The organism is Pseudolysinimonas yzui (genome assembly GCF_014653215.1).
Taxonomy (GTDB): domain Bacteria; phylum Actinomycetota; class Actinomycetes; order Actinomycetales; family Microbacteriaceae; genus Pseudolysinimonas_A; species Pseudolysinimonas_A yzui.
In genome coordinates this window covers 668,242-681,934 of record NZ_BNAI01000001.1, presented here as the reverse complement: position 1 = coordinate 681,934, position 13,693 = coordinate 668,242, and the positions used below count along the sequence as shown (strand labels likewise).

Here is a 13,693-nt window from a genome sequence, read left to right as displayed (position 1 = left end):
CCGAATGCAGAAAGCACGTTGATCGCCCCATCCACAGTTGGACGCATGTCGTACGAAGGTCCGCTGATGCGAAGTAACCCCCGGAGGACCAGGGGTTTTCTTTGTGGGCGATACTGGGATCGAACCAGTGACCTCTTCCGTGTCAGGGAAGCGCGCTACCGCTGCGCCAATCGCCCGCTCCCGGTTGGCTACCGGATCGGATGAGAGAGGTGGCGACGGGATTCGAACCCGTGTGGACGGCTTTGCAGGCCGCTGCCTCGCCTCTCGGCCACGCCACCACGTGAGCGGCCGTCCATCGCTGGACGAACCGTGAGACTTCTCCCTCGAGCGGATGACGAGATTCGAACTCGCGACCCTCACCTTGGCAAGGTGATGCGCTACCACTGCGCCACATCCGCGTTGCCCGCTTGCGCGTGCGGGTTCGACTCTAGCCGATGCCCTCACCCCGGCCAAACCAGCCGCGGGCGTGTTACGAGGTCGCCCGCGGCACTCGAGCGTTATGGCAGGATGGATGCCGCGGGCGATTGGCGCAGTTGGTAGCGCGCTTCCTTCACACGGAAGAGGTCATCAGTTCGAGTCTGGTATCGCCCACCATTCCGGTGTCAGTACGTCGCCGCCGTCCCACCGCCGTCGCCGTGCACGTCGATCGGGTCACTCGGTTGCGGCACGACAGCGACCGGGCAGGGCGGGTCCTGCACCAGCGCGTGACTGACCGAGCCGAGCAGCAGCCGGGTCAACGACCCGCGCCTGCGACGACCCACCACCAGCAGGTCGGCTCCCTCGGCGGCGGCCCGCAGGATGTCGGCGGGCTCGCCGCGGTCGACCGCGCTGGTGACCTCGAGGCCCGCCGAGCCCGCACTGAGTTCGGCGGTGAACGTCTCGATCGCGTGCCGCTGAAGGTCGGGGATCGAACCCGTGTCTCCGTTCATCGGCGGCGGGAGCTCACCGGTCACCGGCAGATCCCAGACGTGCACGACGTGGAGGTGTCCACTGCCGCGTCGGGCATGCGCCGACGCGAAGTCGATCGCCGCATCGGACGCGGTATCGATCGAGGCTCCGACGACCGTGCGGCCACCCGAGGGCGCCCACTCGGCCGGCACCACCACGACGACGCACTCGGCGCTCGATGCGAGACGCAGCGGAAGCGCATCCCGTCGAAGTGGCGTGTCCGTCGCACCGATCACCAGCAGGTCGGCGCCGCGTGCCTGTTCAGCCAGGGTCTCTTCGGGGTCGCCGATCAGCACCTCGGCCGAGACGTGCGCGTTCGGAGCGACCGTGTGCACGACCTGGGTGCCGCGATCGACGGCGTCCTGGTGCGCGCTCACGGCCGCCTGGTCGTCGGCACGCGGAAGAGGGCAGACGACGTGGACTTCGGCGGGATGCCGACCGACCCGCGCACCGACCCAGCGCACGGCGGCGCGACCCGCCGGGCCGTCGTCCTCGACGACGACGATCCGTTCGCCGATTCGACCCTCACTCGTGACGGGCATCGCCGAGGTCTCCTTCGACGCGTTCATCGTTGCTCCTGTCGTCCCGAGCGAACTCAGGCTCCGGTGGTGATGGGCACCTTCTTGGGAGAGGGCAGCTTCTTGAGCGGCACCTCCACCGTGAGCACCCCGTCCTTGAACCGCGCCGCGATGCCCTGATCGTCGGCCTGCTCGGGCAACGCGATGCTCCGATAGAAGCTGCTGCTGCTCTCCCGCAGCACGTACTGACGCTTCTTGTCTTCCTCGCGTTCGTGACGCTCCGCCTGGATGACGAGCGCCCCCTTGTCGACGTCGACGCTGATGTCCTTCTCCGAGAACTCCGGCAGGTGCGCCGCGACGACCAGCTTGTTGTCGTCTTCGGTCCAGACGTCGGTCGCGGGCAGCGCGCGCATGCGCAGCATGCGGGACACCCCCTCGTCGAACTGCTTGCGGATGTCGTCGAACCCGGCGAACGGGTCGAACCGAACCAGATTGCGTGCCATCAGAAACTCCTCTCAGAGGTCGGCACACACTCGTGCGCCGATCTCCACGTTCGTCCCCGCCACGGCACAGGGGAAGGGTCATAGGTCCCGCCCTCGGGGCCCCCGGCATGGCGCGATCAGGCCGCGTCGAGCACCTGCCCCAGGAGGCGATGCACGGCATCCACCCGCTCGGGGCCGAGCGGGCCCGGCGTCGCGAGCAGCGCGGCGACGCCGTCGGGCGAGGTGACTCCGACCCCCGACACGAGGTAGCCGTTGATGACGTCCCAGTCGGCGCCGACGAAACAGAGGATGCCGCGAACGGGAAGCGACGGATCGTTCAGCGCGCCTTCGACGACCCGCACCTGCCGACGCACGGCGTGCACGAGGTGCGTGTGATCGTCACGCCCGACGAACAGGCGGCGCGGGGTCGGATCGGCGCCGCCGAAGGTCTCCACCCGCGGCCGGCCCGAGTAGTTCTTCGCGTCGATCACGTAGACGCCGCTCGCGGCGACCGCGATGTGGTCGATGTTGGCGTCGCTGCCCGGCACCCGACGGTCGTGCACGGTGCGCACACCCGCGTCGGCGAGCATCCGCCCGACGATGCTCTCGCCGACCGCGCCCTGGTGCCAGTCGCGCCGCTCGCGTGAACCTGCGCGGCGCAAGCTCTCGCGGTAGGCGGAGGCGCCGGCGAACCCGCGATCCTGCGTCATGGCCGCAGGCTATCCGGAGCGACCGACGGACCCCTCGATCGCGGCGAGCACGTCGACCTCTTCGCGATGCTCGGGAACCCGCACATCCCAGCCGAGCTCGTGCTTGATGCGGCGCCGCAGCGTGTCGGCCGCCGACGGCTCCCCGTGCGTCACGAATGTCAGCCGCGGGGGCCGTTCCGCGCGGCGCAACCAGGCGAGCACCTCGTCGGCGTCGGCGTGCGCCGAGAGGGTGCCGATGTCGACGACTTCGGCCTCGATCGGAACGTCACGGCCGAAGATCCGCAACACGCGCGCCCCGGCGGCGAGATCGGCGCCGCGGGTTCCGCCCGCCTGGTAGCCGCTCAGAACGATCGCGTTGCGGCTGTCGGGCCCGAAGCGCACGACGTGGTGCAGCACGCGCCCGCCCGAGAGCATGCCGCTCGCCGACACGATGATCATCGGTCCCGAGCGACGGTTGAGCGCGATCGACTCGTCGACGGTTCGCACCGGGATCGCGAGAGTCGCCATCCGCTCCGCCTCCTCGGCCGAGTGCCGGTGCTCCTCGGGGTGGGTCCGCGCGATCGCGGTCGCCTCGAGCGCCATCGGGCTGTTGAGATATACCGGCACCTCGGGGATCTCTCCCCGGTCCCGCAGTCGGCTGAGATGGAACAGGATGCTCTCCGCCCGCCCCACGGCGAAGGCCGGGATGATGACGACTCCCCCGCGGCCGACGACCCGCCGGATCACCGCACCGAGCTCCGCCTCCGGGTCGCTCTGCGGGTGGGCGCGATCGCCATACGTCGACTCGACGACCAGCACGTCGACCGCGGGCGGCGGCTCGGGGGCACGCATCAGCGGATCCGACGGCCTCCCGAGGTCACCACTGAAGTGGAACGACACACCACCCGCCTCCAGCGTGACCTGCGCGGCACCGGTGATGTGACCAGCCGCACTGAATCGCGCCGTCACGCCCCCCGCCGGCTCGAACGGGGTGTCGAACGGTTGCGCGTGGAATGACCGCAGCGCGACGTTGGCGTCGACCTCGGTGTAGAGCGGGGTCGGGCTCTTGTGCCGCGAGAAGCGCTTCTCGCGAGCCCACCCGGCCTCCTCCTCGAGCAGCCGTCCGCTGTCGGGCAGCAAGACCCCGCACAGCGCCACGGTGCCGGGTGTCGCGTAGATGCGTCCATCGAAGCCGTCCCGCACGAGCGCCGGCAGGTACCCCGTGTGGTCCAGATGCGCGTGAGTCAGCACCACCGCATCGATGGATGCCGGGCGCACCGGGAAGGGCTCGCGATTGCGTTCGCGCAGCACCTTGTAGCCCTGAAAGAGCCCGCAATCGACGAGGATCCGCACCTCATCGGTCTCGACCAGGTAGCGCGACCCGGTGACCGTATCGGCGGCGCCGAGGAAGGTGATGCGTGGGGCGTCCATCAGACCACCACACTCGGCCGTGCGACATCACGTCGGAAGAGTCATTGGTCCCGCCCGAATCGCGTCGTCACGCCCGGGGAGAAGAGCACCGAGTCCGGGGCGCGGTCGGTCACGCCCGGGAGCCCTGCAGCCGCGACGAGTTCGTCGTCCAGCTCGAGCAGCTCGGCGGAGTGCACCGGCCACGGCTCATGTTCGTTCGGCAGGAACCGGGTGCGGCCCCGGCGGGCGGTGAACATCCCCCAGCGCGCGGTGAGGAAGTCGGCGAGAGGATCCGCCTCGACCATCTCGCCCGGTCGCGACACGACCGCGCTCGAAGCGCCCCCACCGTGCCGACGCGACCGATACCGGATCGCGTCACCCTCGGCATCCATCGTCGTACGCGACCAGAAGTACGGCAGACCGAACACCGCACGCGCGGCGAGCACCGCCGCGAGACGCGACGCCTCCAGCGACCGGAACACCACCCCGCGCCGTCCCGACGCACCGACGCCGTAGAGCCGCACGTTGATCTCGACGAAGCGGCCGACGTAGGGCACCGGCCGCCCGCCGAAGAGCGTCGCCCGATCGAGCAGGAACGGGATGAGGCCCACCCAGGTGCCGCCGTCGAACTCGTCGGGCGCCACCCCGGGCGGCAGAAGGGGTGCGACGCGGGCCGGATCGACGCGCCAGTGCAGGAAGGTGAGATCGCTCCAGCGCTGACTCGCGATCTCGCGACCGGCGAGCGGTGGAGCGGTGCGCCGGATCGGCTCGGGCGCGATCATCCGGCCTGCCGTCGCCGCAGCAGCACCCACACCGGTGCCGACACGACGGCTGCGCCGAGCGCGACCCCCACGAACGCCAGCAACGGCGTCCAGAGTACGCCGACCTGGGCGCTGAACAGGATGCCGATGGTGTCGCCCGAAATCGGTGGGGCGAGAAAGCCGACTGCCGTCGCCCCGAGCAGCGAGAGCCCCCACCGGGGAGCGACGCCGGCGGCCGCGAGCGGCTTGGCCGCATGGATGACCCCGGCGACGACTCCGGCGAGGGCACCGACGACCGCCGACCAGGGGAACGAGACCGTGACGGCACCGGATGCGGTGGCCACGATTCCGGCGAGGAATCCGAATGCGAGAGAGCGGGTGACGGTGCGGCCCGTCGCCTTGAGCTGATCGACCAGCAGCCAGCCGAGCGCTCCCGCCGCCGGACCGACCACCCCGGCGAGCAGGATGCGCGCCACATAGGGGTCGAGGGCGGCTTCGAGGCTCGCCAGCCAGATCGCGAAGGCGATCCAGAAGCCGAGCACGCCCGCGATCGCCTCACTCCCCCGCACTTGGGCGACGGCGACGGCATCCGGGGGCGACCAGGCCAGCAACACGTACGCCGCCGCCGACACGAACAGCGGCAGCGCTCCCCCGAAGTCGATGATGCCGCAGCCGTCGAAGCGGCACTGCTCGGTCAGCAGTGGCGGAATGAGCGCGGCACCCGGAAAGACGATCAGTCCCCAGGCGAGCATCAGCACCCAGCGGGCGACCCGGTCGGCTCCCGATCCGATTGCTGCCGCCTCCAGCAGCACCAGCACCGGAAGCGTGAAGGCCGAGATGCCCAGCAGGTAGTCGAGCCGGGCGGCCCCGGTGAGCGTCCCCAGCGACGTCGTCACCACCGTCGTGAGTGCGGCGGCGGCGATCGCCGGCCACACCATCCGCCCTCCGATCACCGGGCGGACGAGCTGGAAGATCGAGAGCGTCGCCAGGCCCCCTGCCGCGAAAGAGATCGCGACGAAGAGCACGGCTTCGTCGGGCGCAGTCATGGCGCAAATGTACGGGGCGCCGCCCCCGAAGGAACGGCGCCCCGCGCGGACATGTCCGCTGGACCTATCTGGTCTTACTTGGCGTCGAGGACGTAGCCCTCTTCGCCGTGCACGACCAGGTCGACACCGGCGATCTCGTCGTCGTTCTTCACGCGGAAGCCGATCGTCTTCTCGAGGATGAACCCGATGACGAAGGCGAGCACGAACGAGTAGATCATCACCGCGAGTGCGGCGATCGCCTGAACGGCGAGCTGGTTGAACGAACCGCTGTTGATGAGGCCGGTGCCGTTGGCGAAGAAGCCCAGGAACAGGGTTCCGACGAGGCCGCCGATGAGGTGGATGCCCACCACGTCGAGCGAGTCGTCGAATCCGAGCTTGAACTTCAGCTCCACGGCGAGAGCACAGATCGCACCGGCGAGCACACCGAGCACGATGGCCCAGCCGGGCGTCAGCGCGGCACAGGCCGGAGTGATCGCGACCAGACCGGCAACGGCACCCGAAGCGGCACCGACCGAGGTGGCCTTGCCGTCCTTGATCTTCTCGACGACGATCCAGGCGAGCAGGGCTGCGGCGGGGGCGATGAGGGTGTTGACGAAGGCGATCGCGGCGGTTCCGTCAGCGGCGAGCTCGGATCCGGCGTTGAAGCCGAACCAGCCGAACCACAGGAGGCCGGCGCCAAGGAGCACGAACGGCGGGTTNCGGCGGGGGCGATGAGGGTGTTGACGAAGGCGATCGCGGCGGTTCCGTCAGCGGCGAGCTCGGATCCGGCGTTGAAGCCGAACCAGCCGAACCACAGGAGGCCGGCGCCAAGGAGCACGAACGGCGGGGGGTGCGGCGTGTGCGCACCCTTCGCGAATCCGACGCGCTTGCCGAGAACCAGGGCGAGAGCGAGCGCTGCCGCACCGGCGTTGATGTGAACCGCGGTACCACCGGCGAAGTCGATCAGGCCGGTGCCGAGCGGGGACTCCTGCAGACCGTGGGTCAGCCACCCACCGTAGGAGAAGAGCAGCGTCTCAGGGTCGAGACCGAAGTTGAACACCCAGCTCGCGACCGGGAAGTAGACCACCGTGGCCCACAGGCCCGCGAAGATCATCCAGGTGCCGAACTTGGCGCGGTCGGCGATCGCTCCGGAGATCAGGGCGACGGTGATGATCGCGAAGGTCGCCTGGAAGGCGACGAAGGCGAGCGTCGGGTAGTTGGCGGCGGGAGCGGCCGCGTCGGCGTAGGCGGCGCCCAGCAGCAGGTTCGACGAGTCGAACAGCCACGGGAAGCTCGCGGTGCCTTCGACCGTCGGGAAGGCGATCGCGTAGCCGTAGATCGCCCAGAGCACGGCGATGAGGCCGATGGCTCCGAAGGACATCATCATCATGCTGATGACGCTCTTCGCCTTGACGAGGCCGCCGTAGAAGAAGGCGAGGCCCGGCGTCATGAGCAGGACGAGAGCGGCGGTCAGCAACATGAAGGCGGTATTNCGATGGCTCCGAAGGACATCATCATCATGCTGATGACGCTCTTCGCCTTGACGAGGCCGCCGTAGAAGAAGGCGAGGCCCGGCGTCATGAGCAGGACGAGAGCGGCGGTCAGCAACATGAAGGCGGTAGGGCCTTGATCCATTTCAAACCTCTCTAGGTATTTGCAGAAGGTGCACCGTTGGACCGTCGCGCTCGGCGAGGGGGTTTGCTGCCTCGGGTACGCGGACAGTCTGGCGGCGCGACGTTACCGGGGGGCGTGGTAAATGTTTCGCGAACGTTACACACGGCACGTCGATGTAAACATCGTGTTTCGGCAGCCCTCCGATTCGCCCCGAGTTCGCCCCGATAGGCTTGCCGTGGAGCGCCGGGAAGCCTGGTCGGCCGACGCGAACGCGTCGTGACTGATCGGAGACCTGTGAAGACCCTTGCCCCGTCGCTCGCGCGCAACTTCCTCGGTAACGCCCCGCGCTGGTACAAGATCACGATCCTCGCCTTCCTGGTGGCGAACCCGCTCGTGTTCCTCCTCGTCGACCCGTTCCTAGGCGGCTGGCTGCTCGTCGCGGAGTTCATCTTCACCCTCGCGATGGCGCTGAAGTGCTACCCCCTGCTGCCGGGTGGGCTGCTGGCGATCGAAGCCGTCGCGATCGGGATGGCCTCGCCCGACGACGTCTTCCACGAGACCGAGGCCAACTTCCCCGTCATCCTGCTGCTGATGTTCATGGTCGCCGGCATCTACTTCATGCGCGACCTGCTGCTGATGCTCTTCACCAAGCTGCTCGTCGCCGTGAAGTCGAAGATCCTGCTGTCGCTGACCTTCGCCGCCCTCGCCGCCGTGCTCTCGGCGTTCCTCGACGCGCTCACCGTCGCCGCCGTCGTCATCGCGGTGGCGACCGGGCTGTACACCGTGTATCACCGGTTCATCTCCGGCCGCGGGTTCGACGACGACCACGACCACGAAGACGACGGCTACGTGCAGGAGCGCCACGAGAGCGACATGGCGACCTTCCGGTCGTTCCTGCGCAGCCTCATGATGCACGCGATGGTGGGCACGGCACTCGGCGGGGTCGCGACCCTCGTCGGCGAACCGCAGAACCTGCTCATCGGCGAGACCCTCGGCTGGGGCTTCACGGAGTTCTTCGTGCGGGTCGCGCCGGTGTCGATGCCCGTGCTCGTCGTCGGCCTCGCCCTGTGCGTCCTGCTGGAACGCACCCGGCTCTTCGGCTACGGCGCCGAGCTTCCGGCGTCGGTGCGCGAGGTCATGGAGCACTGGAACGAGCGGGAGTCGGCGGGCCGCACGCCCAAGATGCGGGCCCGTCTTCTGGTGCAGGCGCTCACCGCGGTCGCGCTCGTCGTGGGGCTCGCCCTCCACGTGGCGGAGGTCGGCGTCATCGGCCTGGGCGTCATCGTGCTCGCGACCGCGTTCAACGGGGTCACCAACGAGCACGCGATCGGCAAGGCCTTCCAGGAGGCGATGCCGTTCACCGCGCTGCTCGTCACCTTCTTCGCGATCGTCGCGGTCATCCATGAGCAGGGCCTCTTCGCGCCCGTCATCGACGCGGTGCTCGCGCAGGAGGGAACCGGCCAGCTGTCGCTGATCTTCATCGCGTCGGGGTTGCTGTCGGCGATCAGCGACAACGTCTTCGTCGCGACGATCTACATCACCGAGGTCGAACAGGCGTTCCTGGCCGGCGGCATCTCACGAGAGCAGTTCGAACTGCTCTCCGTGTCGATCAACACGGGCACGAACATCCCGAGCATCGCGACGCCCAACGGACAGGCGGCGTTCCTGTTCCTGCTCACCTCGGCGCTCGCACCGCTGATCCGGCTGGGCTACCTGCGGATGCTGTGGATGGCGCTGCCGTACGCCGTCGTGCTCTCGCTCGTCGCCTACCTGGCGACGGTCCTCCTGCTCGTGTGAGCTGCTACTCCGGCGCACCCGAGGTGAGGGCGATGAGCCGCGAGATCGCCCGCAGGTACTTCTTGCGGTAGCCGCCGGCGAGCATGTCGTCGCCGAATACCTGATCGAGCGGAACGCCGGTGGAGAGCACGCGCACCTGATCGTCGTAGAGCCGGTCGACCGCGGCGACGAACCGCAGCGCGTCGGTCTGATCCTGCAGCACGTGCACCCCGCGCAGCCCGATGGCCGACAGCCCGTCGACGAGTTTCACGTAACGCGACGGGTGCACGGTCGCGAGGTGGCGCAGCACGGCGTCGAAGTCGTCGATCGTGACCGCGCCGGGAATGGCGGCCGCTGCCGCTTCGAGCGCGGCGTCGTCGTCGAACCCGACCGCGTGACCCTCGAGATCGCGGCGCCGGTAGTCGAGCCCGTCGATGCGCAGGATGTCGAAGCGGGCCGCGAGGGCGTGGATCTCGCGCAGGAAGTCGACGGCGGCGAACCGGCCCTCGCCGAGGGCGTTCGGCGGAGTGTTCGAGGTCGCCGCGATGCGCGTTCCCGACTCGGCGAGTTCGCCGAGCAGTCGCGTCATCATCATCGTGTCGCCCGGATCGTCGAGCTCGAACTCGTCGATCGCGACGAAGGTCGCGCCGGTCAGCAGCTTCACGGTGGCCTGGTACCCGAGCGCCCCCACGAGGGCGGTGTATTCGATGAACGTGCCGAAGTATTTGCGCCCCGGCGCGAGCTTCCACAGGGCCGCCAGCAGGTGGGTCTTGCCCACCCCGAAGCCGCCGTCGAGGTAGAGGCCGGGCTTGAGCTCGGGCCCCTTCTTGCGGAACAGCCCGCCCCCGCCGCCCTTCCAGGCCGCCGCGAACGCGCGCACCCGCTCGACGGCTTGCGCCTGCGAGGGGTAGTCGGGGTCGGGACGGTAGTTCTCGAGCGTGGCGTCGTCGAACTGCCGCGGGGGAACGAGCGAGGCGGCGATCTCATCGCCCGACATCGTCGGGGCACGATCGAGGAGCGACGCGAAAGAAGAGGTCATGAATGCAGGCAGGGCCTTTGATCGGGGACTTCGTGTCGAACTCTTACGGCGCCGAGCGCGCGTACTGGATCGACTGCCTACCCTGAGAGGGCACGCATCACACCCTACTTGCAGGAGCAACCGATGACCGTCGAGACCGACGCCTCCCCCGCCTTCGCCGGCTACGCCCACCCCGAGCGCCTCGTCAGCACCGAGTGGCTGGCCGAACACCTCGGAACGCCGGGCCTGGTGGTCGTCGAATCCGACGAAGACGTGCTGCTCTACGAGACCGGCCACATCGAGGGCGCCGTCAAGATCGACTGGCACACCGACCTCAACGACCCGCTCGTGCGCGACTACCTCGACGGCGCCGGCTTCGCGAAGCTGCTGTCGGCGAAGGGCATCTCACGCGACGACACCGTCGTCATCTACGGCGACAAGAACAACTGGTGGGCCGCCTACGCGCTCTGGGTGTTCTCGTTGTTCGGTCACGACGACGTGCGACTTCTCGACGGCGGCCGCGCCAAGTGGGAGGCCGAAGGCCGCCCCTACACGACCGCCGCCACGACGCGCCCCGCGACCGACTACCCGGTCGTCGAGCGCGACGACACCAAGCTCCGCGCCTTCAAGGAAGACGTGCTCGCCCACCTGGGCAACCCGCTCGTCGACGTGCGCTCCCCCGAGGAGTACTCGGGCGAACGCACCACCGCTCCCGCCTACCCGGAAGAGGGCACCCTGCGCGCAGGTCACATCCCGAGCGCGCAGAGCGTGCCGTGGGCGAAGGCGGTGGCCGACGACGGCACCTTCAAGAAGCCCGACGAGCTCAACGCGATCTACCGCGACGGTGCCGGCCTCAAGGATGGCGACAGCATCATCGCCTACTGCCGTATCGGCGAGCGGTCGAGCCACACCTGGTTCGTGCTCACCCACCTGCTGGGGTTCGAGGGCGTGCGCAACTACGACGGTTCGTGGACCGAATGGGGCAGCGCAGTACGCGTTCCGATCGTCAAGGGCACCGAGCCGGGCGCCGTCCCCGCCACCTAGAAAGTAGGCTGGGTACGTGAGCGAAACCGACCTTCCGTCAGCGCTCGCGACCATCCGCGACGACTTCCTCGCGCTCGAGCAGCACGAACGACTCGTTCTGCTGCTCGAGTTCGCGAACGAGCTGCCGGAGCTGCCGCCGGAGTACGCCGATCACCCCGATCTGCTCGAACGCGTCGAGGAGTGCCAGTCGCCGGTGTTCATCTTCGTCGACGTCGACCCCGGCGATGCGGGCGGGGGCATCGTGCACCTGCACGCGACGGCGCCGAAGGAAGCCCCGACGACCCGGGGGTTCGCGTCGATCCTGGTGCAGGGCCTCGCCGGGCTGACGGCGCAGCAGGTGCTCGACGTGCCCGACGACTACCCGCTGACGCTCGGGCTCACCGAGGCCGTGAGCCCGCTGCGCATCCGCGGGATGTCGGCCCTCCTCGGCCGCACGAAGCGCCAGGTGCGCGAGAAGACCGCGGCGTGATCCTCACCGCTCTGTCGCCGTCGGGTGACGTCATCGACACCACCGCGCCCGACGCCCGCGCCCGCATCGCCGCGCTCTACCCGCCTCCCGGCCTGCGGGTGAACCTGGTCGCCACCCTCGACGGCGGCACGATGGATGCCGGGGGGACGAGCGCCGGGATCACCTCCGGTGCCGACCGGGCGGTTCTCGGCGCGATCCGGTCGGTGAGCGACACCGTGCTGGTCGGTGCCGCGACGTTGCGGGCCGAGGGCGAACTCGTGCCTCGCTCGACTCACCTCACCGTGCTGACGACCACGGGCGACTTCACCGGGGCCGCCGTACGCGACGACATCGAACCCGGGCGCATCCTCGTCGTCGGCCCGTCGGGTGCCGAAGAGCAGGCCCGGCGCACCTTCACGGCGCCGTTCGAGTACTTCGCCGTCGACGGTGACCGCGCGGTGCCGCTGCACGTCATGCTCGACGCGCTGCGCGACCGGGGCCTGGCTCACATCGTCTGCGAGGGCGGGCCGCGGCTCGTCGGTCAGCTGCTCGCCGCCGACCTGGTCGACGAGATCTGCCTCACCACCGTTCCGCGCATCCTCGGTCGCCCGCAGCTGCTGTTCGGCGGCGCCTCGCCCGGGCCGCGCGACCTCGAGCTGGTGCAGCTGCTGGCCGACGAGACGGGGGCGCTTTACGCCCGTTGGCGGCCGACCCGCTGAGTCCCGGCGGTCGGCAGTGTCGCCAGCCAGCTGCGGATGGCCCCTTCCCATCGGGCGCGGTCGTAGTTCCACAACTTGGTGTGGCGCGCGACCTCGAACGCTTCGTAGCTGACGATGTCGGGGCGCGCGATCGCCAGCGCCCGGGACGCGGTTGACGGCACGAAGCCGTCGTCGTCGCTGTGCAGGATGAGCATCGGCCTGTCGAGTTCGTTCGCCCGGGTCACGAAGTCGAGCCGGTCGATGTCGAGCGGCTCCGCCAAACCGGTGAAGAAGCGGCCCCAGCGGCTCTTGAACAGCACGATCACGAAGGAGCGCACGAACACCGGCAGCCGGCGCAGCCGCACCTGGAAGTCGAGTGCTGCGATCCAGTCCACAACGGGCGACTCGAGCACGACCCCGGCCACCCGATCGCCGACCGATGAGCGGGTCAGCGCCTGCAGCACGGTCGCGCCGCCCATCGACCAGCCGACGAGCACGATCTGCGTCGCCCCGTTGTCGACCGCGTAGCGCATCGCCGCGTCGACATCGAGCCACTCGCGGTCGCCGAGTGCGTAGCGGAAGTCGTCGCTGCGCGGCGCCTCGTGGTCGTTGCGGTAGGACACGACGAGTGAGGTGAACCCCGCCTCGCGGAAGATCGGCACCGCCCGAAGGGTCTCGGGGCGTCGCACCGCCCTGCCGTGCACGTGAATCGCCCAGCGGTCGCGTGCGGCATCCGCGGGCGGAATCAACCACGCCGGGGCGTCGCCGAGCGGCGTCGCGATGGCGACATCCTCGAAGGGCACCTCGAGATCGGCCGGGGTGAGGTAGAACCAGCCGGTCAGCCGGCCGCGCCGCGCCGTCGCCAGATCGCCGGAGTCCACCCCGAGGATGCGACGGGTCACGGTCGTCGCGGTCGTCGCCACGATCTCGCCGATGCGGGCGTGCCCCGACTCCCGGCTGAACCAGAAGCTGTACTCCCCCGGCAACCGCGAGTCGGCCGTCGAATCGAGCACGATGAGACCCTCGTCGAGATCGACCGAGCGGATGGCGACATCCTCTTCCCGCCGAGAGGGCGGCACGAGCACCTTCCGCGCGATGATGACGCTCACCGTCGCCGTTGCCACTGCTGCGGCTCCGACGAGCGAGAGCGCCCCGATCACTCCCCCGAGCGCGATCTTGGTGCGGGTCGGCATCCGCGTCCTCCTCAGCTGCGCTCCGTCGGCGCCGGACCGGGAGACGGCGTGGCACGTGACGGGCTCCTG

12 protein-coding genes, 4 tRNA genes and 2 pseudogenes are annotated in these 13,693 nt (G+C 69.4%); 5 read left to right on the top strand and 13 right to left on the bottom strand.

Annotated features, from left to right (window positions below; genetic code table 11):
* Window positions 1-104: 104 nt before the first annotated feature.
* From IE173_RS03425 to IE173_RS03415, 3 genes are all read right to left on the bottom strand, one after another.
* Window positions 105-176 (bottom strand) — tRNA-Val (locus tag IE173_RS03425).
* A 31-nt stretch (window positions 177-207) separates the two neighbouring features.
* Window positions 208-278, bottom strand: a tRNA-Cys gene (locus IE173_RS03420).
* Between the two features lie 48 nt (window positions 279-326).
* Window positions 327-398: transfer RNA gene (locus tag IE173_RS03415), tRNA-Gly, on the bottom strand.
* Between the two features lie 120 nt (window positions 399-518).
* On the opposite strand from IE173_RS03415, the gene IE173_RS03410 reads away from it, so the two are divergent.
* Window positions 519-594: transfer RNA gene (locus tag IE173_RS03410), tRNA-Val, on the top strand.
* Window positions 595-602: 8 nt separating this feature from the next.
* Here IE173_RS03410 and IE173_RS03405 read toward each other — a convergent pair.
* The 8 genes and pseudogenes from IE173_RS03405 to IE173_RS03365 all read right to left on the bottom strand — a co-directional run.
* Window positions 603-1,517: a universal stress protein gene (locus IE173_RS03405; RefSeq protein ID WP_191281940.1), complete on the bottom strand. Its 915-nt coding sequence runs from the start codon at window positions 1,515-1,517 to the stop codon at window positions 603-605.
* A 26-nt stretch (window positions 1,518-1,543) separates the two neighbouring features.
* Entirely contained in the window at window positions 1,544-1,969 is a 426-nt protein-coding gene (locus IE173_RS03400) for an Hsp20/alpha crystallin family protein (protein WP_191281939.1), read from the bottom strand.
* Window positions 1,970-2,085: 116 nt separating this feature from the next.
* Entirely contained in the window at window positions 2,086-2,658 is a 573-nt protein-coding gene (locus IE173_RS03395) for a nuclease-related domain-containing protein (protein WP_191281938.1), read from the bottom strand.
* 9 nt (window positions 2,659-2,667) lie between these two features.
* A complete protein-coding gene (locus IE173_RS03390) occupies window positions 2,668-4,068 on the bottom strand; it encodes an MBL fold metallo-hydrolase RNA specificity domain-containing protein (RefSeq protein WP_191281937.1) in 1,401 nt (466 codons plus the stop codon).
* 41 nt (window positions 4,069-4,109) lie between these two features.
* Window positions 4,110-4,829, bottom strand: coding sequence for a YqjF family protein (locus IE173_RS03385; RefSeq protein ID WP_191281936.1), 720 nt, complete (start codon window positions 4,827-4,829; stop codon window positions 4,110-4,112).
* Window positions 4,826-5,854: an ammonium transporter gene (locus tag IE173_RS03380; RefSeq protein ID WP_191281935.1), complete on the bottom strand. Its 1,029-nt coding sequence runs from the start codon at window positions 5,852-5,854 to the stop codon at window positions 4,826-4,828. The genes IE173_RS03385 and IE173_RS03380 overlap by 4 nt, the downstream gene beginning before the upstream one ends.
* An 83-nt stretch (window positions 5,855-5,937) precedes the next feature.
* Window positions 5,938-7,313 (bottom strand): annotated as a pseudogene (locus IE173_RS15660) (ammonium transporter); the annotation flags it as partial.
* 8 nt (window positions 7,314-7,321) lie between these two features.
* Window positions 7,322-7,468: pseudogene (locus tag IE173_RS03365) on the bottom strand (ammonium transporter); the annotation flags it as partial.
* A gap of 273 nt (window positions 7,469-7,741) precedes the next feature.
* Here IE173_RS03365 and nhaB point away from each other — a divergent pair.
* On the top strand, window positions 7,742-9,244 hold the full coding sequence (nhaB, locus tag IE173_RS03360; RefSeq protein WP_229841850.1) for a sodium/proton antiporter NhaB: 1,503 nt from the start codon (window positions 7,742-7,744) through the stop codon (window positions 9,242-9,244).
* Window positions 9,245-9,248: 4 nt separating this feature from the next.
* Here the strand turns inward: nhaB and zapE are convergent, their stop codons facing one another.
* Window positions 9,249-10,262 carry a cell division protein ZapE gene (zapE, locus tag IE173_RS03355; protein ID WP_191281931.1) on the bottom strand — a complete coding sequence of 338 codons (1,014 nt, stop codon included), beginning with the start codon at window positions 10,260-10,262 and terminating at the stop codon, window positions 9,249-9,251.
* A 123-nt stretch (window positions 10,263-10,385) separates the two neighbouring features.
* On the opposite strand from zapE, the gene IE173_RS03350 reads away from it, so the two are divergent.
* The 3 genes from IE173_RS03350 to IE173_RS03340 are packed head-to-tail and all read left to right on the top strand — an operon-like array spanning window position 10,386 to window position 12,452.
* A complete protein-coding gene (locus IE173_RS03350) occupies window positions 10,386-11,285 on the top strand; it encodes a sulfurtransferase (RefSeq protein WP_191281930.1) in 900 nt (299 codons plus the stop codon).
* Window positions 11,286-11,301: 16 nt separating this feature from the next.
* Entirely contained in the window at window positions 11,302-11,754 is a 453-nt protein-coding gene (locus tag IE173_RS03345) for a SufE family protein (protein WP_191281929.1), read from the top strand.
* The gene (locus IE173_RS03340) at window positions 11,751-12,452 is read left to right on the top strand and encodes a dihydrofolate reductase family protein (RefSeq protein ID WP_191281928.1); all 702 of its coding nucleotides are present in this window, start codon (window positions 11,751-11,753) and stop codon (window positions 12,450-12,452) included. The genes IE173_RS03345 and IE173_RS03340 overlap by 4 nt, the downstream gene beginning before the upstream one ends.
* On the opposite strand, the gene IE173_RS03335 is transcribed toward IE173_RS03340, so the two are convergent.
* On the bottom strand, window positions 12,425-13,624 hold the full coding sequence (locus IE173_RS03335; RefSeq protein ID WP_191281927.1) for an alpha/beta hydrolase family protein: 1,200 nt from the start codon (window positions 13,622-13,624) through the stop codon (window positions 12,425-12,427). The two genes, IE173_RS03340 and IE173_RS03335, sit on opposite strands and share 28 nt — an antisense overlap.
* Window positions 13,625-13,693 lie beyond the last annotated feature (69 nt).